Genomic DNA, 25807 nt, shown 5'->3' with positions numbered 1-25807 from the left:
AGTTACTGATTTATGCTCCACACTCACCGCGTAATGGTTGTGATGGGGGCATATGTCGTACGCTGCAGAAATATGTGGCGAGAATCGCCGTAATTTCGAAAGCAATCAAAAACGATTTAATTTCGATTAGCCTAATGTATTGGGTGTTTTGACCGGGCGAACCGACGGGATCCGAGGCGTAACGGCATTGTTTCAATGGCTGACGAGAAGATGAGACAATGCCGGCTGACGGGCTTCCGATACTGTCTCATTTTGCAAAATCTGCGCGTGATGTTTGCCATCGACGCTCGAAAAATACAATCAAAGCGGAAGATCTACAATGTAGAGTAGATTCGAAACGCCGTTTCTATGTCATCGAAGACGCGGCCGCGGCCATTTTTCAGGACGAGTGCCGACTTGCACAAATCGCCGATCACATTGAGGTTATGTCCCACGATGATCATTGAACGATCCTTCCGTTTGACAAAAAGTTCTTCGAAGGAGCGCAGCTGGAAACGTTTGTCGCCAACAGCAAGCACCTCATCGATGAGATAACAGTCGAAATCGATCGCAAGCGACATGCCGAAAGCCAATCGCGCACGCATGCCGGACGAGTATGTCCTGATGGGCATGCGCAAATAGCGACCAAGCTCGCTGAAATCCTCCACCAGATCGCGAATTTCGTCGAATGGCTTGTCGTAGATCCGTGAGAGGAAGCGCATGCAGTCAAAACCGGTCATCGAACCGCCGAAGCCGCCGCTCAGCGCTATCGGCCATGACATCGACATATTGCGCACGACCTTTCCGGACGTCGGCTCCTCTATGCCGGCGATCATCCGGACGAGCGTCGATTTTCCCGCGCCGTTATGACCGAGAACGGCGATCTTCTCGCCGCGGCCAATCTTGAAGGTCACGCCGTCAAGCACGCGGCGCATACGCCCATTCACTTCATATTCCTTGACGAGATCGAATACGCCGACAATGCCATCTTCGTGCCAAGGCGCCTCGACCCTCTGGGCCGCGACTTCCGACGGTGCGAATCGCGCGAGACTGGAAGGAAGACTAGTCATTGCTGAGCCGCATGCTCATAGACCTGGATGACGAAGAAGCGCACGATCCAGAATATGGCGAAGCAGATCGCAAGCAGCAGGAGGAATGACTGGAGGCGCTTCGGATAGAGCGCATGGTCCGGCAAGTTCGGATCGGCAATTCGTTCGAGATAGAGTTGCTGCCGTTGCGCATCGATTTTCGCGTTCTCCAGAGAAGCGGTCGCCGAGGTCAGCATTTTCGCGGCCATTTCCCGCTCCAGCAGCAGCTGTTCGTATTGAGCGATACGCGGCGCCATCGAACCGTCGCTGCCGACGATACGTGCCCGTTCGTCGCTGATCTGCCGCTCCATCGCCGCCACTCGTGCCCTTAGCGCGTCATTCTGCGGGCTCCGCGGGGCTTGCTCGTCAAGCGCGGCAAGGCGTGTCTTGCTGTCGGCCAGATCGTCCGAGAGCCGGGCAATCATGTCGAGCGCCGCGGACGACTGCTTGCCCGGATCGACAAGAGCCTCGCGATTGCGGAAGTCCGTCAGTCTCTTCTGCATGTCGGACAGCCTCACCTGACTGTCATTCACCTCGACCTGCGCATAACGGATCGCGTCCTGCCGGGCGCGATCATTCAGGCGATTGATGAGCTCTTCGGCGTGCTGAACCAGGGCGTTCGCCAGACGATAGGCATCATCGGCCTGAAATGCCCTCACATCCAGCGTCGTCACGCCGCTACCACTGTCGGTATGGACGTTTATGAACCGGAGATAATGCTGAAACAGCTCCTCGCTGTTCGCCTCGCGCCACGGCAGAGGATAGCGGTTGAGAAAGTCCGCCTCGGGTCTGGAGAAAATCTCCTTCAGGCCGTCCTTTTCGACGAGCGCGTCAACGGCCGCACGGGACTTGATGAATTCGGTGACGATATAGCTGTCGTCCTGAGCACGAACGAAGCCGGTGCTCTGGAGGAAGCCGCTCAGCAGGCCTGCCGCATTCCTGTTCGGGCTGCGAACGACGAACTGCGTCTCGGAAACATATTGATCGGCAGATATGAAGGCATAATAGACGCCGCCGAGCAGGCCTGGAATGACGACGATCAGTAACAGCAGCAGCTGGGATCTGATCCATCTCACAATTGAAATCGGCCTGGAGACAGGCCGGCCGGTGGTGATGCCGGACGAGCGCGCCGTTACCAATGTGACGAAATCGACAAAATCCTGGTTATTCTCGATACGGCTCATCTGGGACCATCAATCTCTCGGAGAATGGCCGCAACCATTCAATAGTCATCTTGCCGAAGCTCCGCGCGCATCGCGGCAGACTTCCCATTCCGCCTCTCCCAATCGCCACCCCGCCGAGGCGCATGACGCTCGTGACGGCATTTAGTTTCGCAAGAGATTCACATATATCCTTTGAAAGTCAAATATAATTCTCGGTCTATTTGATATTTAACGTATGATCTCAAGAATAATTTGCCTTCTGTCGCAATTAATACTTTGGCGGCGCGATCCGTATGGCGGGGCGAAATTGCGGCGGTGATAACTGCCATTCAATTCGCCATTTCTCCCTCATTGCTGGCTCAAGGAATTCGGAATGGGAAAGCTTGGAGGCATCTTGAACCCTGTCAGCAATCGTGCCGGGCCGAATCGTCGCGAGCGCCCGTGGCTGCAACGCGCAGCCATGAGATATCGGACTGCCATCCTGCAATTGGCGCTTCCCATCTCTCTCGAACCGATCCCGTTCAGGCAATCGGCCGCAGTCCGGCATTGCAGGTCGCTTCGCCCGGGCGGCCGTGACCGCCTCTAGCTTGCATTGGGGGATCTATGCATTTGGATTCGACGATTTTCTCCCAGGACATGCGGGTCTCGACAACAGATACAGGTGAACGGCCGTCCTGGCTGCCTGTGGCGAACGCACAGCTGCTCGCCTTCCTGGCGACCCGGCGGCGTTTTCCCCTGATCGGTCCGGCGATTTCCGCCTCTCTCAGACCGATCGAGCTGATGGCGGGCGCAGCCGCGGATGGCGTCGTGGGTTGGGGGGATGGGCCGCTCGCCCGGATGGCGCGCCTTTATGCGCGCATTCACCGTCTGCCCTTCTGGACCGTCTCCGGCGGCTTTCTGCAATCGCCTGGCGCAAGCACGGCACCGCCGGTTTCCATCGTCACCGACGATCTCGGAATTCATTTCTCCGCCCACCAGCCGTCACGGCTGGAAACTCTGCTCCAGGCAAGGCCGCGGCATAAAGATATTGGTCGTGCGAGCGATCTGCGGCAACGGATCGTCCGCGAGCGGCTTTGCCAGGACAACCATCTGCCGGAGGGTGCCGTACTCCTTCGCCGAAACCACCGCAGGCGTCTGCTGCTCATCGACCAGGCCATCGGAGATCGATCCATCGAAAGCGCCGGCGCCGATGCCGGTGCCTTCGCAAGGATGTGGGCCGCAGCGCGTGCGGACAGAAATGCTGACATCATCATCAAGTGCCATGCCGATGTCGTGGCGGGCCGTGCCAAAGGTTTTCTTCAACCCTATATCCACACAGGCGGAGTGCAGTTCGTCGACAAGGCCGTCTCCCTGCATTCGATACTGGATCTGGTCGATGAGGTCTGGACCGTGTCGAGCCATCTAGGCCTCGAGGCATTGCTGCGCGAAATACCCGTCGTGACCTTCGGCATGCCTTTCTATGCCGGCTGGGGACTGACCGACGATCGCGCCGAAGGCGCTGCAGCAATTGCAGCGCGCGCCCGGCGGACACGGCATGTCAACATCGACGAATTTGCCGACGCGGCATTCCTTCAATATTCCCGTTATGTCGATCCGGTCTCGCGTCATCCGATCACGGCCGAGCAGGCCGTCGAGCGGCTGCTCGAATGGCGCCACCATGCCCGCTCCCTTTCGGGGCGCTATCTTTGCGTCAACTTCTCGCTTCACAAACGCTCGGTAATGCGTCGTTATCTGAGCAGCCCCAGATCCGAGGTGCGGTTCGCCACCGATCCGACGGCCATGCAGATCCAGAATGCAGACACGATCGTCCTGTGGGGGAATGCCGATCCGCCGGAAGAAAGCCTTCTATGGAAAGGTGGCAAGAGATTGCCGATCATTCGGGTTGAAGACGGCTTCATCCGCTCTTCCGGCCTCGGCAGCTCGCTCGTTCCTCCATCCTCTCTCTGCTTCGACAGGCAAGGCATCTACTTCAATGCCTCTGCCCCGAGCCAGCTCGAAACGATCCTGAACGGGACGAATTTCGATGAGGCGCTCCTCGATCGGGCAAAGCGCCTTCGGCAGGCGATCGTCTCGATGGGCATCACCAAATACAACCTGCCGCCGCAGGCCGCGCCGGACTATCGTGCAAAGGCCAAGGGACGGACGATCGTTCTGGTTGCCGGGCAGGTTCCGAACGACGCCTCCCTGCGCTTCGGTATGCCAAGCCATGCGTCCGACGTCGACCTGCTAAAGGCCGCCCGGCGCGCAAGGCCGAACGCGTTCATTATCTACAAGCAGCATCCCGATCTCCTGGCCAGGAATGAAGGCCGTCACCCGCCTTCATCCCCATCGATGAATGCTGCCGATCTTGTCATCGGCAATGTCGGTTTCGACGATCTCCTGCAGGCGGTCGACGAAGTTCATGTCGCGACATCGTTGATCGGCTTCGAGGCTTTGCTGCGCGAAAAGCCGGTATGGTGCCATGGCCTGCCCTTCTATGCCGGCTGGGGTCTAACCCATGACACCGTCGTATCGCTCCGGCGCAAGCGGCTGTTGAGCCTCGACGCTCTCGTTGCCGGCGCGCTCATCCTCTACCCGCGATACTGGTCGAATATCACCGATCTTCCCTGCGAAGCGGAAGATGTGGTCGCCGAGCTCTATCGCGCCCGCCTGGGGGCGGCTCCCAACCCATCAAAACGGCGCTGGCTTGCGCAAGTCATCCACATGCTTGAGGCGAGAAAATCGTGATGAAGCCGATCGTTATGGATATTTCGCGGCTGATGGAGCGGGCGCATTGCCCGACCCCCACAGGCATAGATCGCTACGAGCTTCACTATGCGCACTGGCTGAACGAGCGCCGCAAGCGTGCCGCTATGACCAATGCTTTGGGGGCACCGCAAGCATCCTGGTTTGTCGAAACGGGGCATCACGGCGCGGTATCCGTTGCCACCGAGCGAGCGGACAAGCTCGTCTCCACGCTTGCCCGCCGCTGGGCGGCGAGCGAAGTATCAACCTCTCAGGCTGCTCTTCTCGATCGCATTTTCGCTGCCATCGACGGCAAGATCCAATGGCAGGCGACCGAGGCTAAGCCCGGCGAAGCTCACACCCGGAAGCTGCGCAAGATCGCGCATGTCGTCGCCAATCATTTTGCCCAGGGGCGGACGCTGCCCGGCAACGCATCCTTCGTCCACGTCTCCCATAGTCGGCTGGAGCGAACATCGGCTTTTTCCTGGCTCGAGCAAACCGGGCGGAACGGCGTTTTTTACGTCCATGATCTCATCCCGCTTTCGCATCCCGAGTTCGTCCGACCGGAAGAGCCGGAGCGTCATCGTCGAAGGATGGCGACGGTGCTGAAGCACGCCTCCCTTGTGCTGTGCAATTCCCAGGTGACGGCACGGGCGTTACGCACCTTCGCCCAGGAGTGCAACAGCGCGCTCCCCTCCATCGCCGTGCTGCCCCCGGGGGTGGAGCAATGCTTTTTGTCTCCCCCCGATGACATGGCTCGCACGCAAATTCCCTATTTCGTGACGATCGGCACCATCGAACCGCGCAAGAATCACATTCTGCTGCTGCGTCTATGGCAGTATCTGGCAGAACGGGACGGCCCTAGGGCACCTCGTCTGGTGATCGTAGGCAAGAGGGGATGGGAAAACAGCCATATTCTGGCAATGCTCGAACGGTGCCCTGCCTTGCCCGGGCTCGTTATCGAAGTACCGGGGTTGGAGGATGCCGCCTTGGCGCGGCTGGTCGCCGGCGCCGCCGCTCTCCTCGCCCCCTCGTTTACCGAGGGTTATGGCATGCCGATCGCCGAAGCGATCGCTCTCGGCACGCCCGTCGTCGCATCCAACATCAGCGCGCATCGCGAGGCTGCAGGCGGACATCCGGCAATTTTCCTCGACCCTCTTGACGGGCTGAGCTGGAAAGCCGCGCTCGACATGATCGCCGCCTCGCCCCGGCACCGAACCAGACCGGGGCGGCCAGGCGGATGGGACACACATTTCGATGACTTGGAGGCACTGATCGAGGCCGATCTTTCCGCCCGGCGCTATGCGGCCCAACGAGCGCCGCGGCGCGTCGAAACGATATCACCATCGGCAATTCTACAATGATCGGACGGGGAATGACGCACGGGAATGCAAGTGAAAATCAACAGCAGAATAAGTTCAAATCGTCAGAACGACGGGGGAGCAGCGACGTGACAAGTTTTTACGACATCGAGAACTGCTACAAATTCATCCTCGGCCGTCCGATAAACGACGACGAGCGCAATGCCATCGGGCAGAACCTGCTGCAGCTGACGGACATTCCGCTGGACGAGCATCGCCGACGCTTTCTCAGTTCCAACGAGTTCCACCAACGCTATAGCGAATTGCTGTTCGACAATTTCGTACCGAAGTCGATTTGCGTTCTCTTTGAAACGCAATACGATTTTAAGCTGTATCTCGATTTGCGCCAGTACCATATTTCCTTCGGAATCATGAGTGGAGAATATGAGAAATTCGACATCGAACTTGTCAAAGCCATTCTGCCCGAAACCGGACAATTCATCGATGTCGGCGGTAATGTCGGATATTACTCGCTTTCCGTCGCGGCCCATTCGACTTTCAAAGGGACGATCCTTGCCTTCGAACCCCTCCCCAGACTTTGGGGTCTGTTCAACCGATCGATCCTGGAGAATGGCTTTGAAAATCGCCTGAGCGTCCGCCAGCTCGCCCTTGCCGATGCACCGGGAGAGCTACAGCTGAGTGATGCCGAGGATACGGTTAATGCCGGCGCGACGCGGCTGGTCATGAATACGGCCGATACCAAAGCCGGCCGCATGGCGAAGGTCGAGACATTGGATCATGTGATCGGCAGTCTGCGGCCTGATGTCATGAAAGTCGACATTGAGGGGGCGGAAGGCCTGTTCCTGAAGGGCGCGCGTGAAACCATATCGGCGCATAGACCCTCGCTGCTTATGGAGATCAATCGCGACGTGCTCGCCGTTCTCTCGAAAACGACGCCCGGCGCAATTCACCGTCAGCTTGCCGAATTCGGTTACGGCATCTGGACCAGCTCACAAAATCAGCTGACCAGGATCGAGACGTCGGACGAGCTCGATCGGAGTTTCCAGATCGGCACGGTCGCGAACATTCTTGCAGTTCATGAAGATCGCGCAGAAAGGGTCGGCGAGCGCCTTCAGCGCCTCGGATTGGCGCTAGCCTCATCCAAGTCCCAAAAGCATCGGCAGCAGGAGATCGCACTCTGAAAACAGCGGCAATTGATCTTGCGACTTCGACCTGAAATGCCCGCGCATCGCGACTTTACATGGAGACCGACAACATTTGCCGTCGATTTCGGCCGCAGTACTGCACCCCCGGATCGGGCCGCCGTCATGTCATTCGAACTTGATGTGATTGCGGGCCATATTCACCAGGAAAAGCCCGACGGCCGTGGTGAAGAGGCAGCATTTCGTGATGTAGCCGATATCGTAGAAAGTCTGCACGGTATCACCGAAGAAGCCGGCTCGGAAAAGTTCGAAGCAGTGGACGGTGGGAACGTAGAGGGCCAGTTTCTGCGGGCCGCTCGGCAGCCAGGCCACCATGAAGAACATGCCGCCGATCGGGAGTGTGAGATACTGGAACGGCGAAACAAATTTCTCCACGAACTCGAAGCGCTCGGAGCCGGCGGCAAAAATCAGCCCTACGGCGAAAGAGAACCATGCCATGAACAGCCAGCCCGCCAGAAGCGGGCCGAGGTCCTGATAAGGCGGTATGATATTCGCGAGACGAGCGACCGTGTAGACGATGATGAGCGCCGCCGTCGTACCCGCCACCTCCAGAAGCCCGCGCGCGATCAGCGCGTCGGCGAGACGGATCTGACGATGATACATCAAGGGCAGATTCTGACGCAGACACGAGACGGCATGGCCGCTTATGTGGCGCCAGAGCGTCAACGGCATGTAGCCGCTCAGGACGAAGGCCGCGATCGTCAATCCATGTGCTTCGTGACGCATCAAGGTCCACATGACCATGACGCCGGCAGTCAGAATCATCGGCTCCAGCGCAAGCCAGAGGAAACCAATGTTTTCCCGCCCATAGCGGATGAGCATTTCACGCATGATGAGTGCGCCGAGCACGCGCGCCTGGATCTTCAAGCCGGTTATAAACTGCGAACGGCCGCGAGCGTTCGTCGATACGTGATGCATGCGGAGGCCTCCTGTTCGCCATCCCATCTCCGTCGGATGGTGGAACAACGATACCGGCGAAGGCCGCTTGCTCAATCTTCATTGCGTCGGGCCTGGACAATTACCGCCCCCGGTGCACAGGCGCCGACAGATAACGGCAGGCAGTCATCAGTGGGAACGCAACCATGGCTCTGATAAATTCCGAAACGCAAAGCAAGAAGGTCGATGCACGGCAGCCTCGGTTGCCTTTCCGCGAGATGATTAAGCGATCGATCATCGGGCCGGCAAAAACGGGAAAGCACCTCAGGCGCTCAACGCGCCTGCGCGTCTACATGCTCGCGGTCGTCGGTCCTACCCTCGTCGTGAGCGCCTATTATGCCTTCATGGCCGCGCCGATCTACGTATCCGAAGCCTCTTTCGTCGTTCGTATGGCGGCTCCGCCATCATCGAACGTCTTCGGTTCGCTGCTGCAGAATAGCGGCATAACCCGCTCACAAGACGACACTTTCTCCGTGCAGGAATATATCCGCTCGCGCCAGGCACTGAAGGAGCTCACCGAGCAGCTTCCCGTGCGCACCATTTTCGGCAGCCGGCAGGCGGATTGGCTGACACGCTTTCCGCGGCCTTGGGAGAACAGCAGCGAGGAGGAGCTCTATAACTATTACTCGAATCGCGTCTCGGTCATCCACAACGATACGACAGGCATCACCGTGTTGCGCACGACAGCCTTCCACGCGCAGGATGCCGTAGATCTGAATATCGCGTTGCTTTCGCTCGGCGGCAAACTGCTCGACCGTTTGAACGACAGAGCCCGCGGCGATGCGGTTCGCTTTGCCGACAATGAGGTACAGGAAGCGCAGCAGCGGGTCATAGATGCGCAGAAAAACATTACGAATTTCAGAAACAAGGAACTGATGATCGATCCCAATGCCAGTTCCCTGTCGATGGTCGACCTCATCACCAACCTGACTGCCGAGCTGGCCAACACGCGCGCTCGCCTTGCCGAGACGCGCAAGACCGCGCCCGACAGCAACGCTATCCCCTTCCTGACCAGCCAGATCGCGGCGCTGGAACAACAGATCGAAAACGAGCGCGCCAAGATGGTCGGATCGGACAAATCCGTTGCGCCCAGGATTGCCGATTATGAAAGTCTTGTCCTGATGCGCGAATTCGCCAACAAGGCGCTCGTCGCCGCCCTTGATTCGCTGGAAGCAGCCAGGGCCGATGCCCGCCGGCAGCAGCTTTATCTTGAGATCGTCGTACCATCGCACCTGCCTGACGAGGCGGAGATGCCTTATGCGCTCAAGAACATCGCCGTGGTTTTCCTGTCATTGAGCCTCGCCTACCTTCTGGGCTGGCTCATGCTGACCGCCGTCAGGGATCACGAAAGTGGTTGATCCAGGCTTTAGTGCAGTATCGGCCGGCAATGGCAACCCGTTATCAATCGGCGTGCCAGAAGCAGGTATAGATTTCCGACATGCAGGCGCGGATCTCCTGCCCGGCGGTCGAGTCCGCGGTAATATGGCCATAGAGGCTGAACTCCGCATCGCGTGCGCGGATGTAATATCGCAGGGCCGCCTCCATATCCCGCATGGCCTTATAGAGATGTCCGGTCTGGATCTCGACATCGATGACCGCCGCTGCATCGAGATTTTGCGCATATTCGCGATAGACCTCATAAAGCTTCAATGCCTCGTCGAAATCGCCGGCCTCCTTAGTCACGTTCGCATAGACGGCAATCAGGTCGATTTCTCCGTCCGTAATCACCAGGTCGCGCAATTTCGCCTGCGCTTGCCCCCAGCGTCTCGACTGAACCAATTCCATGGCATTCTGACGCTTGCGCTCGATATCGACACGCGAAAGCCGTAAACGCGCCGTTTCGAGATGGCCGGTTATTTCAGCGTCGTCCGGTGCGAGCTCATGGGCACGTTCGTACCATTGCAGCGCGGCCTCAGGCTCATGCATTCGATTGTAGAGGTGGCCAAGCTGCAGATGGATATCGATATCGTCCGGCTCCTCCTTCAGGAAGCGCCGGTATGCCTCCAGCGCCGCCTCGAAATCGCCATTCTCCTTGTGAGCATGGCCAAGCTGCACGAACAACGAAATCCGCGCGGGATACTGCTCCACTGCCTGCTGATAGTAAAAGGCTGCAGTCGCCCAATCACGACGGTCGCGCGCTGCGTCGGCCTCCGCAAGGGCATTGACAGGTGTACGGGCATCGGCTGTGCCGGCTCTGGTCTGTCCGACGCGCAAAAGCGTCGATGCAAATCGCAGCTCCCTTCTCATGACACATGCCGCATCGAGATGTTTCGCGGGCGCAGCCAGCAGTCTTCGGGTGGCCGCTCATGAATGCGGATACGCAATTCTATGAAACGATGCTCTCTCTTGATAGTCACGCATACGCTTCCCGAGAACGAGCCGACCAGCGTCATGGCCTGCAGAAAATCGAGACCGGAATTGGCGACGACCTCGATATCGAGCTTGGCCTCCTTCGGTTGGATAAGCTCAAGATCCAGCAGCCAGTCGCCTTCCTTGAAACTACGTTTGGGGCCTGTCAGCAGCCAGCCCGGCTGGACGCTCCAGTTGCTGTCGTTGATCTGCGGCGGCTGCCGCAGGAGGTCGGAGCCGATCATCCAGCCGGCATTGTCGACCTCCCGTACGAAGATGATCGTCGCCTGCCCCTCTGAATCGACCAGAAATCCGGAGGGGGTAATGCTCGCACGGGAGGAATCGCCGACATCCCGCGGCTCGCTGTCGCTATCGGGCAGCAACGTATCCCAGTAGGCCGTCTGGCCTTCCCGACGCGCAATGGCGACGATCCGCTTCACGACGGTGGCGCGGGTGACGACGCCGCGCCGGAGATCGAACTCCAGTCCAAGTCGCTCGGCGGACGTCGGATCCCTTCCGCAGATGCGTGAGAAAGCATAGCGTAGAAAGGCCGCGTCGTCCTCTCGTGCAAAACGCACGAAGTTCTCCACCATGGCGAACTGATCCGGTTCCCTCCGAAGTGCCTGCATCAGGGAGGGACCGCTGAGCGCTGACGGAATGGGGCGGCGAGCCTTCAACGCGTCGACGATGCGCAGCCGATTGGTACCGCCGCGAATGGCATTTGCAAGCGAGAGACGGTCATCCGATGTGAGGTCAGATTCCGTCAGATCCAATGCCTTTGCCCAGGCATCGACGAAGGATTCCGCAGGCAGGGAGAACACGTCTTTCGGCAGAATACTCAAGGGCTGTCTATGCAACTCGGCGATGGTCAATATTGCCCCCCAACATCTTTTCGATGGCTGTGACATGCCGCGCGGCGGTGCGCGGATAGGAATACCAATGGGCTGCCTGGCTGCGATCGCGATCCAGCATCGACAGCAACGCGGGATTTTGCGCGAGGCTCAGCAATGCCTCCGCTATGCACTCTATCTCGGTGTTTTTGACGACATGGCTGATCGGCCACAGGTCCCGCAGGACCGGCGAGCGGGAGCACAGCAGGGGGCGATTGACGCTCATTGCGATGCGCGCCGCCCCGGTCGCCGTCTCGGTCGAATGACCATACAGGAACGAAAGCAGGTCGCACGTCATCAATTCACGACGCAATTCTCCTTCCGGAATGAAATCGAAACGCGCCGTGACCTTCTCGGATATTCCAAGATACTCGATCAGGTTTTCGATCACGGCGCGCGTTGCCCGGGATTCGTCGTTCGCAACCATGCAGTTGAACAGTTTCAGATGCAGTCGAGGCTCGTAGTTCAATGCCTCCGCGAAGGCCAATACGAGACGGTCGATGTTCTTGTGCGGCATCAGGAACCCGAAGGAACCGATCGTAAAACGCGACAGGTCTGGTCCTGGCGCATCTTCCGGCTCAGAAAGAACGCCATGCGGCAAGACGATCGGGTTCAAATGCCCTGAAGCCGAAAGCGCTGCCGCATCTTCCGCCGAATGCACGAAGACCATGTCGAATGCGCGGGTCCAGTCGAGCGTGCCGCCTCGCAAGGCCTCCTTTACGCTGTGCATGGTCAGCACGCGCAGTCGATGAGCCGTGGCGGAGATCGGCTGGATCAACAGCTCCATGTCCGCCGTCGAAAAATGTCCCGGATGATGCTGCATCCATAAGACATCGCCTCGCCCCTGCTCCAATCGCCCCGCCAGGCGCTTGAGCGAAGCGAGGTCATAGCCCCATAGCCTCGATATGCTGCGGGGAATGTTATCGACGATGTTCGAAGGCGTTTCCGGCAAGGCATCGTCCATGATCCGCCGTGCAAAGACGTGGTCAAGCCTGCCCGCGAAGGCCGGTGTGGCGTACAGATGCTGAGAATAGGTAGCGATGCCGCATTGTTGCTGCCAGGAGGAAATGAGATCCATCGTCCAGTCACGCCGCGCTTCGGCAGCGGTAGGGGCGGGTTTGGCAAGGGCAGCCAGCGTGCGGACGGCAACTGACCTCCAGCTGAAATGTGTCTTCAGAAGGGCCTTTGCTTTCTCCGCTCGGCTGGTGGCTTCAGCGGGACGATCAAGCACCGCGCGCATCTGCGAGCCCAGGTGTTCCACCGATGGTTCTGCCCATAGGCTGTGGGAGCCCGCTACATGAGCCTGGGATGCGGACATGTGGCAATCGACCAGCCAGGCCGTATCGGGGCGGCAGAAATCGAGCTGGCCGCTATAGTTCGTGGTCACGACTGGAACGTCGAGCAGCATGGCTTCGGCCAAAGGCAGGCCAAAACCCTCTCCCCTGCTGGGTGCTACCAGCATCGCGGCGGAACGATAAAGCGCGCTCAGCTGGCTGGCATCATAGTGCTGTTCGATGATGGTGATGGGCGGCGCGTCGGCAAGTCTGTTGCGTTTTTCCGCAAGGATCGATGCCAGTACGTTGTTTGGGTTCGGAAACGTCTTGATCACCAGTTCGACCGGTTCATCCGCGCGGAAAGTGCTCAGGAATGCCTCGATCAGGACATCGACACCTTTGCGTGGAAAACAGGAAGAGACATGCAGGATGCGCCGACGTCCGTTTTCCGGCGGCGGCGAAACATCATTCATGGTGTCGGACAAATGATCGCAGCCGGTGCCAATTACCTCAACCGGTATGGTAATTCCGGATCGCTCGAAGCTGTCGTGAATGAAATTCGAGATTACCGTCACGAGGTTAAGATCGCGATTGAAGCGATCCACCAGATATTGAGGGAATTCAAGCTCTTCCCAGGCAAAGGCGATATAGGCGTTCTGCCGCCCGACCATGTCGTGGGTTGCCGGCGGCCAGGTATTTCGCAAATGAATGTCGAAGGTCTCTTTGAACGGATAGTCATCGCGCATGCGGCGCATGACGTCCGTGGCCGCTGAAAGGTTTGCGTCACCCTGCCAGTCTTCCTCGGCGGTGTGGCAGGTCAGATTGACGCCCAAATCTATGAGCGCCTGCGCGAGATGACGATTGACGATCGCCAGACTGTAGTCGCCCTTGAAAACGCCGTCATAGAAAACAGTCTTGCCGGCAAATCTCTCGATCAAAGACCGTTCGTCTATGCGCCCCGCGTCGAGCGGATAGGGCGAAACAGCATCGTCATGGTGCATCCATTACTCCCAGGCACTGGAGACAAACAAATGAGCGATATGGCAAACGGGCAAACTCGTGGACGCATCACTGATACGGATGACGAGAATGCCGGCTTGCGCTTATCGCCTGCTTCAGCTCCGGGCAGCCGTCGCCGTCCGGAGCTTGCTGCTCGGCTGTATGTCAGGATGCCTGAGCTTCTCGGACGAAATAGCCCATTTCCTCGGCCCGCTTTTCAAGAGACGCGCGCGCCTGTTCAAGCACCTTGCCCGCATAGACCGGAGGATAGCACCAGTCATTCCAGGTCCGCGTCGCCGCATCGGCAAGAGAGCCGAACCGCAATACGCCCGGCTCGAGGAAGGAAAGACGCCCACCAAGATCGAGATAGGTTTCGGTCTGTGCTCCCTCGGCAAGGACGATCGCATGCTGCTCCAACTCGATATGGAAATATTCGAATGGGGCCAGCGTCGCCTCCTGCGTGATCGTCGAGCCGTTGATGAGGAACTTGGCCGGGATCAGCGATTCTTCCAGGAACATGCAATGATCGGGAGAGACATAGAGATCGCGAGCGGGAATATTTTCCGCGATAGCGCCCGCCTGGATACGGATCGGGAGCGTGTCGCGGGGCTTGTCGATCGCCTTGGGATCAATCCGGCGACGGCCGACCCATTTGATCTCAGCCACACCCTTGTGAGTGACGACGAGATCGCCGACCCGCAGATCCTCGACCGGAATATTATCTTCCGGCGTCCGGATGAGTGTGCCGCGCAGAAAGCAGCTCGTAAACGTCAGCGTATCTGTGCTGGGGTCGTAGGTATAAGTGACGCCCGCCGGGATCGTATAGGAGCCGAGCGGGCTCAGGATACCCAACGCGCCGTAAAAGGTGACGGTATTGCCGGACTGCTGGACCGAGTTTGAACCCACGATTTCGATCCTGTCGCCGCTCTGAACGTTCGTGACATTCGGTGGCGTCGAAATGTTCAAATTGACGAGACCGGGATCGTATGAGAACAAGCCGGTGCCATTGGCATTGGCAAAGTCCACGGTGACGCCGTTCAGCAAACCGACGTTGAGCGCACTGGCTTCGACGTTAATGCTGGAGCCAGCGCCGATCGCATAAGTATAGGTCGAACCGGCTCCGATATTCGCAAGGCCGGCATTGAGCGTCACATTGGCACCGTTGATGGCTTCGATCGTTGTGTTCGAAAGCGCGCCAGTACCAACAAGACTGCTGATATTGACGTCCACGCCATCGACTATGACCGTGCCGTTGGAAACTAGGTTCAGTTGGAGCGTGTCGGACGAGTTACCGGCATTGCTGCTATTGATGGTGGTCGTGCCGTCATTGATTAGATTTACGTCAATCAAAGCCATGCTATTGTCCTCTCTCTTAGGCTAACATTTTGTCTTTCAAGGCAAAATGAGTGTCAGAACTTATAGTTCAAGCCGACACGGATGGCGTGAAAGTCGGGGCTGGCCTTGGTAGAGAGCGCGTCACCGCCCATGTTCTTGCTCCCGAAATCCACATACTGATACTCGAGTTTTGCCGTGATGTGGTCGGTGAAGGCGTGTTCGACACCTGCGCCAACGGTCCAGCCCGCCTTGGTTGCGTCGTCGTCGAAGCTGCCGACGCCGGCTAAAGAGCCCTTGTACTTGATGTGACCGTAGGCAAGACCGCCGGTGCCGTAGATCAGGGTATTGTCAAATGAGTAACCGATGCGGGGACGGACTGTGCCGTACCAGTCGATCTTCGATGAGGCGCTCGCTATATCGCTTCTGAAGGAATCACTGATGTCAGCGCCCTGGAAATCGGCTTCGAGGCCGATCACCCAGTTGGGATCGAACTGATAGTTGTAGCCGATCTGGCCACCGCCGAGGAAACCCGATCCCTCGATCTTGCCAAACCTGCCGAGATAACTCCCGAACGAGTGGAAACCAACATTGTCATTGCCGCCAAAACCACCGCCCGCATTCAAACCGACATAGAAGCCTGTCCATGAAAATACCGGTGCCGTCTCGGCGGGAGCCTCTGGCGGTGTCGAGACGGCAAGATCGGCCGCATAGCCCGCACTTGCCGCAACCATCGTCAGAAGGAAAGCGGTAGATCCCAAAAACTTGCGCATTCGAAAATTCTCCTCGAAGGAATTCACGAGATTCAACATGTAACTGGTGAAAGTCCACGTCGACGCCATAATATAGGCGTGTTTATAGCTGTAAATACGCCATCACTAATATATATTTTCGGAATACATACTTAATTTGTACAGAATTGTCGTAATATGTATTGAAGTATGACTTCATATTTACTTGTGAGTCGCGATGGATTCCTTTGTTGCCATAGACCGCAACGGAAGGGGTCGATTTTACACCGCGTCGTTCCAGCATCCTGGAATCAGGATGCAGCAGTTCGCAACACCCCTTCTCGATCAGAGAAAGCCGATTGTTTGTGAGCACTTAGTGGTGACGCAATCCGATACGCGCTGTCGCTTTCGATATGGACAGACGCCGGACTGATCTGCAGCTTTTTGCTGCTACTGCAGACATCGATCCGCTGCAGTGGGAGGCTCGACGGGGCGGACCCTTGAAGGTACGTCGAGCCTCCCCAACGGCCATCCACCCTATTCGTCATCTTCACTGAGGATCGATCAAAGATCGCTTCGAGCAATCCTGGCGCGAACATAAGGCCGTATCATGCGCCATCGACCGGCCGCTGTGACGTTGCGAAACAAACAAGCAGCCAGGGTTAGGTTATTGCTCACTCTAATGTCGGCTTTCCAAAGTCAGGCGCAATCAGACTTCTCACGTCGTTTCGCGTATGGACGATATGCCAGTAGCAGGCGACATCTTTGCAACTATCGCAACCGCCAAATTGCGATGGTCGGGAGGTTCGGTCGTCTGCAACATGCATCGGCCGGACCTCCTCGTATCCCTATGGCCAATTCCCGTTCGGCCGCCTTTTGAAGAGAACCGCCAAGACGGGCCAATGGGCAGTCGGCATCGCTGAAAAACGGCTGGCCGCTCTTCATTCAGAGTTCACGAGGATGCCAGCCGCCTTGGCGGCCGCGATGAATGCAGATCGAACCTGCTGCGGCGACGCCCTGCCCGCGATGCCGTCTATGCAGATGTGAAGCGCGTCTTCGAATGCCTCTCCATAGCGCACCGGCCATTGTGTCGTCAGGAACTCCACCGCACGCGTGACGGAATCGACAATCTGAACTTCGCCATCGTCGTCGAGGCTGATTTCGATCGGCTCGAACGCAAGATTTCGGAGATTGCCGGAATTTTCGCCGGAGAAATCCTGCCGATCCTGAACGGCAGTTCGTTCGATCCCTGCGTATCTTCTTTTCATGACCAGCTTGCTCAACAACGTCATGTCGCGAGCGATATCATCTGCCTTTGGCGCAGGGCCAGGAGTTCTAGAGGGATTCGAACGAACAAACCGTCCGCCGACATCAGGGCCGGCGCCAAAATTCTTACCATTCCGCCCCATGCCAACTTGCCCTATTTAGCGTCCTCAACCCCAGCCCATCACAGGCCTATGCCGCGATACGTTGCATCGATAAAAGTATTACTATTAGAAATCAACAATTTAACGTGACCAAAGTAGAGCCCCAAAACGAGTTTGACCAGTATCGCTACAACAAAAACCGTGAATATCAGCTATGGAAACGTTCCCTGCTTGCTTTATAGTGTATAATTATGGAAATTTCGCCTAAAGGCTCCATGAACGGATTTCCTTGTGAGCTAAGCTACATGTCCCCGAGCTACATTTCTCAGAGCTACATGGCAGCGGACATGTTCTGATGGCTACTAACCACGCACGGCCAACCGCCTTCATCGGAGCCCGGTAAAAAACATATGCGCTTCGCGGATCTGCGAATTCGACCGGAAAGGCTTTCACGCCAATCCGGATCGCAGAACGAAGGTGGGAAGGAATACGAGAAAATGAACATCGCCCTGCGCTATGTCGTGCGCGGCCATATTGCAAGCGAGCTAGAGGCCGGTGTTCTGCGATTTTCCGCGAGAGAAATGAAGGGGCGCACCGAAGTGCGCCGCTTGTTCAGACGACGAAAAAAGTCGATGGCGGAACCTGCAATGCGGTGGCAATGCGGCGAAGTTTCGCCGAATCCGCTTCTGCACCAGCCTCGATTTCAATGATTTCCTCACTGGTGAGACCACAGGTTTCAGACAGATCGTCAACCGTATAACCGATGGCTTCACGCGCCTGCCGTACGGCAGCTGCGATTTCCCCATGGGGAACGGTAGAAACCTTTGAACTATCGATATTATTCGGAGTAATGGACATGAAATTTCTCCTTCCAAAGTCCGCCGGCCAGCTCGTTGCCGGGTGAAGGCAGCTATTGCAGCCATGAGGCATATCGACCTAAACAGACACGGCCGAACGCTGGGTCAATATAGGCATCAATGCGGCAAGGGCAAGCATGGAAGCGCATAGCTGCCCGTCGTCTGGCTCTCGGCTCATGTCATATTTTAATATTAGGTGATACCGCTGCACGTTACGGTCACAAATAGCCGAGTGCTTCTGGAGACCTAGTTTGCGATCGTTCACAGCCACGAAATCCGATGGGCCAGCACCATCCATGGCCACGAAGGCTACTTTTTGCTTCTTGCCTTGCGTATCTTCCGTTCGGCCGCAAGCAGGAGACCCTTGAGCTCCGGCTCGCGCACGCGATTGGCCGCTTCGGTGAAAGAAACCCATTCGACGCGGCGCTGGCCTCGCTCCGGGAAGTCCTGCAGCACCTGATCGACCTCAAGCAGATGCAGCTCGACGATGCAGGGAACGCGATTGCCGTCGGCAAGCTGCTTCAGATAGGTGAAGTAGCCGAAAGGCTTCTTCTTCACTTTTCCGCGCACGCCGGCCTCCTCATAAGCCTCGATGGCTGCGACCTCATGGGGTTTCTTGCCCTTGATCGGCCAACCCTTCGGAATGACCCAGCGCCCGCTTTCCCGGCTGGTGACGACGAGCATCACGGCATCGTCGCATTCGACTTCTTTCCTATAGCAGATCGCAGCATATTGTTCGTGGACGCGGCCATGAAGCAGCGCATCCGCATGGGAAGCAAGTTCTGACAGGAAACTCTCCGAACGCCTCAAGGCCTTATGCTGCCCTGATATTGAAGACGCCATGCGCAGCTACCCGCGGCAAGGCCGATAGAGGCAAATCCGCCCCAAAACCGGCAAGTGTGCGCTCATAAAATCCGTCTCCGACACGCTGCCTCCTGTCCTGCGGCTCCGTCGAATTACACAACTGTCAGTATGATGCTGTGAGCCGTTGCAGTGACAGTTTTATGAAGCCTGCTGTTGATGAGGACAGTTGCACGGCTTGTTGCGGTCGATACACGAAACTGTGACCGGCCGGCTGCCGGAGCTGAAACGGCCCCCGAAGGGGCCGTTCCATCCTTGGGAGGATGATGCGAAGCCTACTCGGCCGCCTGCAAGGCAGGCACCTCGATTTCCTCGCTCAATTGCCCCGCCATGGCGGCCGCAAACTTGGTCTGGTCGAGCTCGTTTTCCCAGCGGGCTACGACGATCGTGGCAACTGCATTGCCGACGAAGTTCGTCAGGGCGCGGCATTCCGACATGAAACGGTCGATCCCGAGGATCAGCGCCATGCCGGCGATCGGAACCGAAGGCACGACCGCAAGCGTGGCGGCAAGCGTGATAAAGCCCGCACCAGTGATGCCGGCGGCCCCCTTGGAGCTCAGCATGGCCACCAGCAGCAGCAGCACCTGATCCCCGAGCGACAGCGGCGTATCGGTTGCCTGGGCGATGAACAGCGCCGCCAGTGTCATATAGATATTGGTGCCGTCGAGGTTGAAGGAATAGCCCGTCGGGATGACAAGGCCGACGACGGAACGCTTGCAGCCTGCACGCTCCATCTTGTTCATCAGGCCCGGCAGTGCGGCTTCAGACGATGAGGTGCCAAGCACCAGCAACAGCTCTTCCTTGATATAGCGGATCAGCGCAAGGATCGAAAATCCGTTATAGCGCGCGACGGCGCCGAGCACGACGAGCACGAACAGCAGCGACGTGGCGTAAAAGGTACCGATCAGGAAGGCCAGATTGGCGATGGTGCCGATGCCGTACTTGCCGATGGTGAAGGCCATGGCGCCGAAGGCGCCGATCGGCGCGAACTTCATCAGAAGCGCGACCATGCGGAAGATCGGGGTGGTCAGTGCCTGCAGGAAGTCAGTCACCGGGCGGCCACGTTCGCCGGCGGCGCCGAGCGCAATGCCGAAGACCACCGAGAAGAACAGCACCTGGAGAATATCGCCCTTGGCGAAAGCGCCGACGATCGTGTCCGGGATGATGTTCATCAGGAAGCCGACAACCGACGCGTCATGGGCTTGTGCTGCATAGTTGTTGACGGCCTTCGTATCCAGCGTCGCCGGATTGATGTGCATGCCGGCGCCCGGCTGCACGACGTTGGCAACGATAAGACCGACGATCAGCGCCAGGGTCGAGAAGGTCAGGAAGTAGATGAACGACTTGCCGACGACGCGGCCGAACTTCTTCAAGTCCGACATGCCGGCGATGCCGGTCGTAACCGTCAGGAAGATGACGGGCGCAATGACCATGCGCACCAGTTTGATGAAGGCATCGCCGAGCGGCTGCAACGATGTGCCGAGCTGCGGATAATAATGGCCAAGCAGGATACCGGCGGCAATGGCGGTCAGAACCTGCACGTAGAGATGCCGGTAAAAGGGAAGTTTGCCGCGCGTTTCGGCGGCAGCGATGGGAGCAATCATGATATCCTCCTTTAAGCCCAACCGATCTCTCGGCCCTCCGGGCGACGACTAGAATTCAACAGCCTCCGACTGTTCCGTTCGCCGTTGCAACGGGCATGCCAATTGAGGGACATGGCATCAACTATTTGATTTCATATGATTTAAATTTCTCGAGCGCGAGCATATCTTAAAACATGTGCGGCAATCCGCACATGTTGAATTGCGGTCAGCGCGAAAACATGCACAATATGGCGATGCTACAACGCGCCGCCACAGATCGACTTTTGACGCCAGAGCAACTGAGCCGGCGCTCCCGTCGCGTTTGGCTCGCCTTCGCATTCCTGTGCGCCGCTATCATTGGAGTCGCCCTTTATGGTGCAAGCTTCTACGGCCGTGTCTCCGCGATCGAGGCACTGCAGAGGCAGGCACATACGGACGCCAATCTCAAGGTCGCACTTTTGCGGGCGGTCCTCGAGCGTCCCCGCGCCTTGCCGCTCTTGCTGGCGGATGATCAGCAAGTGCGTGAGGCGCTCGCGGGACGGCGGATCGACGACATCGTTGCTCTGGACCGCAAACTGGAGAACCTCGTTTCCGGCACCAGCGCTTCGGTCCTCTACGTGATCGGCAAGGACGGCGTCACGATGGCCTCCAGCAACTGGCGGGAGCCCTTGAGCTTCGTTGGCAATGACTATTCCTTCCGCGACTACTTCAGCAAGGCTATGGAGGCGGGAACCGCCGAGCACTACGCGCTTGGTACGATCAGCAACCGCCCCGGCCTCTATATTTCGCGCCGCGTCGGCGATGCCGGTTCGGCACTGGGCGTTGTCGTGGTGAAAATGGAATTCGATCAGTTGGAGGCCGATTGGAGTGAGAGCGGCCGTCCCGCTTATGTGACCGACGAACGCGGCGTCATCCTCATCACCAGCCTGCCTTCATGGCGCTTCATGACGACGACGTCACTTGGCCGAGAAGAAGCGGCGGCCATTCGCAAAAGCTTGCAATTCGGCGCCGCTCCGCTCTCGCCGCTGCCGGTCAGCCGTCCGGAGGCCGTCGGCCCGGATGCGACCATCGTTCGCGCCGTCCTGCCCGGCAGCAGCGCCGCCGAATATTTGCGGCTGACGACCTCAATCCCTTCGACGCCCTGGCAGCTCGGCTATCTCATCCCGACCGATCAGGCCATTGCCTCTTCCATGCGCGAGACGCGCTTCCTGACTTTGACCGTCCTGCTGCCGATCCTTGCCTTCGCCGCCTTCCTGTTGCGGCGGCGCCATGTCTCCGTCATGCAGATCGCCGTCAGCAGGATCGCCCGCGAGGAGCTGGAGCGCCGCGTCCTGGAGCGTACCGAGGATCTCAGCCGTGCCCGCGATCGGCTGGAAGCGGAGATCGCCGACCACCGGGCGACGGAGGCCAAGCTGCAGGGGGTGCAGCAGGATCTCGTGCAGGCCAACCGTCTCGCCATTCTCGGTCAGGTCGCCGCCGGCGTCGCTCACGAGATCAACCAGCCCGTCGCGACGATCCGTGCTTATGCAGAGAATGCGCACATCTTCCTCGACAGGCAGCAGACGGAGCCGGTCAAGGACAATCTGTCTGCGATCGCGGCGCTGACCGAGCGCATCGGCACGATCACCGAAGAACTGAAGGCCTTTGGCCGCAAGGGAAGAACCGCGCCCGAGCCGGTTGACATCAGAAGTGCGATCGAAGGTGCCGTCGTCCTGCTGAGGAGCCGGTTTGCCGGCCGTCTCGACGCCCTGAAAATCGACCTGCCGCCGACAGGTCTCCTCGTCGTCGGTACGCGCATCCGACTGGAGCAGGTCCTGATCAACCTTTTCCAGAATGCATTGGAAGCTCTGGAAGGTCGGGAACAGGCCAAGGTCGAGGTCTCGGTACGTGAGACGTCAGACGATGTCGAGATCGTCGTCTCGGATAATGGGCCGGGCATTCCCGCCGCAATCCTCGATCAGCTGTTCACGCCTTTCAATACATCCAAGGAAAAGGGCCTCGGTCTCGGCCTCGTCATCTCCAAGGATATCGTCGTCGATTATGGCGGCCGCATCGATGTCGAGAGCACCGGCATCGGTACCCGCTTCACTATCCATTTGTGCAAGGCCACAGCATGAACGAAAGCTCCCCCGTCTTCCTCATCGATGATGACAAGGATCTGTTGAAGGCGACAAAGCAGACCCTTGAACTTGCTGGCTTTATCGTCTCCGCCTTCCCTGCTGCGACCGAAGCGCTGAACGCTCTGGATGCCGGCTTTGCCGGTGTCGTCGTCTCCGATATCCGCATGCCGCAGATGGATGGCCAGCAGCTCTTCGCCCGCATCAAAGGGTTCGACCCGGATCTGCCTGTCATCCTGATGACGGGCCATGGCGATATACCGATGGCGGTTCAGGCGATCCAGGACGGCGCCTATGATTTCATCGCCAAGCCTTTCGCCACGGATCGATTGGTGCAGAGCGTGCGGCGCGCGGCCGAGAAGCGGCGGCTCGTTCTGGAGAACCGCGCTCTGCGGCAGGCGGCGGAGCAGGCCCAGGGCGATCTGCCGCTGATCGGCCAGACCCCGGCAATTGAGCGGCTGCGCCACACGTTGCGGCAGATCGCCGATACGGATGTCGATGTCCTGGTGACGGGAGAAACGGGTAGCGGCAAGGAAGTCGTGGCAAGCCTGCTGCATCGCTGGAGCCGCCGCGCCAAGGGCAATTTCGTTGCGCTGAATTGCGGCGCCCTGCCCGAAACAGTGATAGAGAGCGAACTCTTCGGCCACGAACCGGGCGCCTTCACCGGTGCGCAGAAGAAGCGCATCGGGCGCATCGAGCATTCGAGCGCGGGAACATTGTTTCTCGATGAAATCGAAAGCATGCCGCCGGCGATCCAGGTGCAGATGCTGCGCGTGCTGGAAATGCGCGAGGTGACGCCGCTCGGGACGAACGAAATCCGCCGCGTCGATCTTCGCGTCGTGGCGGCAGCAAAGGTCGATCTCAGCGATCCAGGCCAGCGCGGCGATTTTCGCGAAGACCTTTACTATCGTCTCAACGTCGTCACGCTTTCGATCCCGCCGCTGCGGGAGCGGCGCGACGACATCCCCCTGCTTTTCGGTTATTTCGCCGAACGTGCCGCCAGCCGCTTCAAGCGCGATGTGCCGGCTGTTACGGCCACCGTGCGCCGCCATCTGCAGCAGCACGATTGGCCGGGCAATGTTCGCGAACTCTCGCATTTTGCCGAACGCTTCGTGCTTGGATTGGAGGCGAGCGTCCTGCCGAAATCCGGCGACGCGCCGACGGTCGAGGCAGGGCTTTCATTGCCCGTCCGCGTCGAGCGCTATGAGGCAGAGCTCATCCGCGAGAGCCTGCAGCAAAACAATGGCGACGTCAGGAAGACGATAGAGGCGCTGGGTATTCCGCGGAAGACTTTCTATGACAAGCTTCAGCGCCACGGGATCGTGAGGGGCGATTTCGCCGGCCTGGACGGTGACGACCGCAGAAGCTGACGGACCAAGGAGATGTCGGGACCACACCTAGGCGCTTGCAAGCCTCAAGTCCGGCATGGAAGCATGCCGTGCCGCAATCTGCGCCGTCCGGTCAAGCGCCAGCATGGCCTGATCGATAACGTCTGCAAGTGCGTCTGCGCTCTTGGCAGCCTGCACGACCAAGGGCGCGCTCAGGCAAATTCGAAGGGCGCTGGCCGGCATCTCGCCGAAAACGGCGCAGCCTACAGGCTGGCCGATATGCACGGCCGCGAACCCATCTTCCTCAATGACCAGTTCCTTGTAGACCGCCGCGGTCTCTACCGCGTTCAAGACACCTGCATTGCCAGCGTCGCGCAGGTAGAACGAAAAGATCGAAGGGATTTCATCCCAACGGCGCACCGATGGAACGCTCCACAGGCAGCGCCGATCAATGGCACGGCTGTCCAGCAACGCAAAGGCAGGATCGTTGGCAAGCCTGGCTGTCACGGCTTCGGCGAAGGCGGAGAGAACGACTGTGAGCTGCTCCTCCGGAAGAACGACGAAGGATTGCAGCTCGAACAAGGCCGCCTTCCAGCGCAGAAGCAGGCCGAAATTGGCGCGTTCGGGCAAGATTTCACGCGCCGCCCAACCCTGTGGCCATTCGGCCCTGCCGCAATAGTCGGCCAGAGCCGCCGGCAGGGGGCGGTGCTTAAAGCGTTCCGACATCTGCGGCGGGCACAGAAGAGCGCCGCTGAAAATCGGTCCGGCAAGGAACTTCGATCCTGTCAGGGCCACCATGAAGCCATGCGCGAGGTAGGCGCGAATCGTTGCCGCCGAAAGGCGGAACTGGCAGCCATCGATCATGATGTCGAGCACGTCGCCGAAACGTGCCTTGAGGCGCAGCACGCTTTCCAGGCTCGGCGCGAGAAGGCTGGTTTTCGACACATCGGTCACGACGAGCAGGCATCTCAAGCCTGCGGCGCGGCCGAGCTCGATCAGGCCACGCAATTCTTCCTCGACTTCGCTATCGGCACGAAGGGAGCCATCCTTGGTGCGGACGGCGATGGTCGCATTGCGCGTCGCATCCCCGGGCCGCAGTTCCTCGCCCTTGGCAACAGCCCTGTCGCTGCTGACGCGGGCCATGAAGTGGCGGCCGGCCGAGGCAGTCATGACGCCGCTGCCGGTCTCGCTGCCCATCAGCGTGATGGTCATCAAGGCGCGATCATCCTCACGCGCCAGAAGCGATGCAGCAAAGAGATGGATGTCCGTGCCCGACGTTGCGAGGATAACGTCGACATGCGGCTGTCCGGCGACCTGATTGAGACCGAGCAGCCGCAGGAGGTCCTGACGTACTCGTCCAATTTCACGCTCATAGATGGTTGCGGCCGATCCGTTTTCCATTTCGCGGACCAGATCGGCGTAGTAGCTTTCGACTTCGGCAAAGGCAGCGGCGGAGATGGTCGATGCGGTGGAAGAGCCGAAAGCAAGGTCGCTCGGACGAGGTGCCGGGCCGTAACCATACATATTGAGGCCGGTGACGATATCGCAATCCAGTCGCTCGTCACCGCCAGAAACCAGGCACTTTAAAAGCGCCTCTCTTTTCTCGCTCGATTGCTGCGACGACGCGCCTGCGATGACATTGTTGTCCAGGGCATTATCATCAGCAACTTGCTGCATGGAGAAGCATTCCTTTTGCGTCATCGGT

Annotated in this window: 19 protein-coding genes; 6 read left to right on the top strand and 13 right to left on the bottom strand. The window is 58.6% G+C overall.

Features of this window, described 5'->3' with window-relative positions; genetic code table 11:
• Nucleotides 1-314: 314 nt before the first annotated feature.
• Nucleotides 315-1049, bottom strand: coding sequence for an ABC transporter ATP-binding protein (locus tag DQ393_RS28395; protein WP_210260432.1), 735 nt, complete (start codon nucleotides 1047-1049; stop codon nucleotides 315-317).
• The gene (locus DQ393_RS28390; RefSeq protein WP_112345004.1) at nucleotides 1046-2251 is read right to left on the bottom strand and encodes a Wzz/FepE/Etk N-terminal domain-containing protein; all 1206 of its coding nucleotides are present in this window, start codon (nucleotides 2249-2251) and stop codon (nucleotides 1046-1048) included. Before DQ393_RS28390 ends, DQ393_RS28395 begins: the two co-directional genes overlap by 4 nt.
• Before the next feature lie 582 nt (nucleotides 2252-2833).
• Between DQ393_RS28390 and DQ393_RS28380 the strand changes: the two genes are divergently transcribed.
• The 3 genes from DQ393_RS28380 (at nucleotide 2834) to DQ393_RS28370 (ending at nucleotide 7457) form a co-directional block, all read left to right on the top strand.
• On the top strand, nucleotides 2834-4957 hold the full coding sequence (locus tag DQ393_RS28380) for a capsular polysaccharide biosynthesis protein (protein ID WP_112345002.1): 2124 nt from the start codon (nucleotides 2834-2836) through the stop codon (nucleotides 4955-4957).
• Nucleotides 4957-6318: a glycosyltransferase family 4 protein gene (locus DQ393_RS28375; protein WP_112345001.1), complete on the top strand. Its 1362-nt coding sequence runs from the start codon at nucleotides 4957-4959 to the stop codon at nucleotides 6316-6318. Before DQ393_RS28380 ends, DQ393_RS28375 begins: the two co-directional genes overlap by 1 nt.
• Before the next feature lie 86 nt (nucleotides 6319-6404).
• On the top strand, nucleotides 6405-7457 hold the full coding sequence (locus DQ393_RS28370; RefSeq protein ID WP_112345000.1) for an FkbM family methyltransferase: 1053 nt from the start codon (nucleotides 6405-6407) through the stop codon (nucleotides 7455-7457).
• Between the two features lie 129 nt (nucleotides 7458-7586).
• On the opposite strand, the gene DQ393_RS28365 is transcribed toward DQ393_RS28370, so the two are convergent.
• Entirely contained in the window at nucleotides 7587-8396 is an 810-nt protein-coding gene (locus DQ393_RS28365) for an ABC transporter permease (protein WP_112344999.1), read from the bottom strand.
• 164 nt (nucleotides 8397-8560) lie between these two features.
• Here DQ393_RS28365 and DQ393_RS28360 point away from each other — a divergent pair, with 164 nt between their 5' ends.
• The gene (locus DQ393_RS28360) at nucleotides 8561-9772 is read left to right on the top strand and encodes a capsule biosynthesis protein (RefSeq protein WP_112344998.1); all 1212 of its coding nucleotides are present in this window, start codon (nucleotides 8561-8563) and stop codon (nucleotides 9770-9772) included.
• Between the two features lie 43 nt (nucleotides 9773-9815).
• Here DQ393_RS28360 and DQ393_RS28355 read toward each other — a convergent pair whose 3' ends face one another.
• The 9 genes from DQ393_RS28355 to DQ393_RS28310 form a co-directional block, all read right to left on the bottom strand.
• Nucleotides 9816-10661 carry a tetratricopeptide repeat protein gene (locus tag DQ393_RS28355; protein WP_112344997.1) on the bottom strand — a complete coding sequence of 282 codons (846 nt, stop codon included), beginning with the start codon at nucleotides 10659-10661 and terminating at the stop codon, nucleotides 9816-9818.
• On the bottom strand, nucleotides 10658-11605 hold the full coding sequence (locus tag DQ393_RS28350) for a hypothetical protein (protein ID WP_245430474.1): 948 nt from the start codon (nucleotides 11603-11605) through the stop codon (nucleotides 10658-10660). The genes DQ393_RS28355 and DQ393_RS28350 overlap by 4 nt, the downstream gene beginning before the upstream one ends.
• 7 nt (nucleotides 11606-11612) lie before the next feature.
• Nucleotides 11613-13928 carry a glycosyltransferase family 4 protein gene (locus DQ393_RS28345; protein ID WP_112344995.1) on the bottom strand — a complete coding sequence of 772 codons (2316 nt, stop codon included), beginning with the start codon at nucleotides 13926-13928 and terminating at the stop codon, nucleotides 11613-11615.
• Between the two features lie 163 nt (nucleotides 13929-14091).
• Complete coding sequence (locus tag DQ393_RS28340) at nucleotides 14092-15282, bottom strand: Hint domain-containing protein (RefSeq protein ID WP_112344994.1); 1191 nt, start codon at nucleotides 15280-15282, stop codon at nucleotides 14092-14094.
• A 53-nt stretch (nucleotides 15283-15335) separates the two neighbouring features.
• Entirely contained in the window at nucleotides 15336-16031 is a 696-nt protein-coding gene (locus DQ393_RS28335) for an outer membrane protein (RefSeq protein ID WP_112344993.1), read from the bottom strand.
• Nucleotides 16032-16930: 899 nt separating this feature from the next.
• Complete coding sequence (locus DQ393_RS28330; RefSeq protein ID WP_245430473.1) at nucleotides 16931-17257, bottom strand: DUF982 domain-containing protein; 327 nt, start codon at nucleotides 17255-17257, stop codon at nucleotides 16931-16933.
• Between the two features lie 711 nt (nucleotides 17258-17968).
• Nucleotides 17969-18214, bottom strand: coding sequence for a helix-turn-helix domain-containing protein (locus DQ393_RS28325; protein ID WP_112344991.1), 246 nt, complete (start codon nucleotides 18212-18214; stop codon nucleotides 17969-17971).
• A gap of 308 nt (nucleotides 18215-18522) precedes the next feature.
• Nucleotides 18523-19056: an NUDIX hydrolase gene (locus DQ393_RS28315; RefSeq protein ID WP_112344989.1), complete on the bottom strand. Its 534-nt coding sequence runs from the start codon at nucleotides 19054-19056 to the stop codon at nucleotides 18523-18525.
• 293 nt (nucleotides 19057-19349) lie between these two features.
• The gene (locus DQ393_RS28310) at nucleotides 19350-20678 is read right to left on the bottom strand and encodes a dicarboxylate/amino acid:cation symporter (RefSeq protein WP_112344988.1); all 1329 of its coding nucleotides are present in this window, start codon (nucleotides 20676-20678) and stop codon (nucleotides 19350-19352) included.
• A gap of 233 nt (nucleotides 20679-20911) precedes the next feature.
• Here DQ393_RS28310 and DQ393_RS28305 point away from each other — a divergent pair, with 233 nt between their 5' ends.
• Complete coding sequence (locus DQ393_RS28305; RefSeq protein ID WP_432422042.1) at nucleotides 20912-22774, top strand: sensor histidine kinase; 1863 nt, start codon at nucleotides 20912-20914, stop codon at nucleotides 22772-22774.
• A complete protein-coding gene (locus DQ393_RS28300; protein WP_112344987.1) occupies nucleotides 22771-24144 on the top strand; it encodes a sigma-54-dependent transcriptional regulator in 1374 nt (457 codons plus the stop codon). The genes DQ393_RS28305 and DQ393_RS28300 overlap by 4 nt, the downstream gene beginning before the upstream one ends.
• Before the next feature lie 27 nt (nucleotides 24145-24171).
• Here DQ393_RS28300 and DQ393_RS28295 read toward each other — a convergent pair whose 3' ends face one another.
• Nucleotides 24172-25779 carry a hypothetical protein gene (locus DQ393_RS28295; RefSeq protein ID WP_112344986.1) on the bottom strand — a complete coding sequence of 536 codons (1608 nt, stop codon included), beginning with the start codon at nucleotides 25777-25779 and terminating at the stop codon, nucleotides 24172-24174.
• Nucleotides 25780-25807: the final 28 nt, after the last annotated feature.

The sequence above is a fragment of the Martinezella tropici genome, assembly GCF_003287875.1.
Classification (GTDB): Bacteria; Pseudomonadota; Alphaproteobacteria; order Rhizobiales; family Rhizobiaceae; genus Rhizobium; species Rhizobium tropici_C.
The sequence above is the reverse complement of the archived record's forward strand: the minus strand, read 5'-3'. Positions and strand labels throughout refer to the sequence as shown.

Excerpts from the sequence above, each read along its gene's own strand:
- DQ393_RS28390 (WP_112345004.1), bottom strand. The coding sequence starts at position 2,251 with ATGAGCCGTATCGAGAATAACCAGGATTTTGTCGATTTCGTCACATTG.
- DQ393_RS28375 (WP_112345001.1), top strand. The coding sequence starts at position 4,957 with ATGAAGCCGATCGTTATGGATATTTCGCGGCTGATGGAGCGGGCGCAT.
- DQ393_RS28315 (WP_112344989.1), bottom strand. The coding sequence starts at position 19,056 with ATGGCGTCTTCAATATCAGGGCAGCATAAGGCCTTGAGGCGTTCGGAG.
- DQ393_RS28365 (WP_112344999.1), bottom strand. The coding sequence starts at position 8,396 with ATGCATCACGTATCGACGAACGCTCGCGGCCGTTCGCAGTTTATAACC.
- DQ393_RS28310 (WP_112344988.1), bottom strand. The coding sequence starts at position 20,678 with ATGATTGCTCCCATCGCTGCCGCCGAAACGCGCGGCAAACTTCCCTTT.
- DQ393_RS28395 (WP_210260432.1), bottom strand. The coding sequence starts at position 1,049 with ATGACTAGTCTTCCTTCCAGTCTCGCGCGATTCGCACCGTCGGAAGTC.
- DQ393_RS28305 (WP_432422042.1), top strand. The coding sequence starts at position 20,912 with ATGCTACAACGCGCCGCCACAGATCGACTTTTGACGCCAGAGCAACTG.
- DQ393_RS28330 (WP_245430473.1), bottom strand. The coding sequence starts at position 17,257 with ATGAAAAGAAGATACGCAGGGATCGAACGAACTGCCGTTCAGGATCGG.
- DQ393_RS28325 (WP_112344991.1), bottom strand. The coding sequence starts at position 18,214 with ATGTCCATTACTCCGAATAATATCGATAGTTCAAAGGTTTCTACCGTT.
- DQ393_RS28355 (WP_112344997.1), bottom strand. The coding sequence starts at position 10,661 with ATGAGAAGGGAGCTGCGATTTGCATCGACGCTTTTGCGCGTCGGACAG.
- DQ393_RS28295 (WP_112344986.1), bottom strand. The coding sequence starts at position 25,779 with ATGCAGCAAGTTGCTGATGATAATGCCCTGGACAACAATGTCATCGCA.
- DQ393_RS28335 (WP_112344993.1), bottom strand. The coding sequence starts at position 16,031 with ATGCGCAAGTTTTTGGGATCTACCGCTTTCCTTCTGACGATGGTTGCG.
- DQ393_RS28360 (WP_112344998.1), top strand. The coding sequence starts at position 8,561 with ATGGCTCTGATAAATTCCGAAACGCAAAGCAAGAAGGTCGATGCACGG.
- DQ393_RS28340 (WP_112344994.1), bottom strand. The coding sequence starts at position 15,282 with ATGGCTTTGATTGACGTAAATCTAATCAATGACGGCACGACCACCATC.
- DQ393_RS28300 (WP_112344987.1), top strand. The coding sequence starts at position 22,771 with ATGAACGAAAGCTCCCCCGTCTTCCTCATCGATGATGACAAGGATCTG.
- DQ393_RS28345 (WP_112344995.1), bottom strand. The coding sequence starts at position 13,928 with ATGCACCATGACGATGCTGTTTCGCCCTATCCGCTCGACGCGGGGCGC.
- DQ393_RS28380 (WP_112345002.1), top strand. The coding sequence starts at position 2,834 with ATGCATTTGGATTCGACGATTTTCTCCCAGGACATGCGGGTCTCGACA.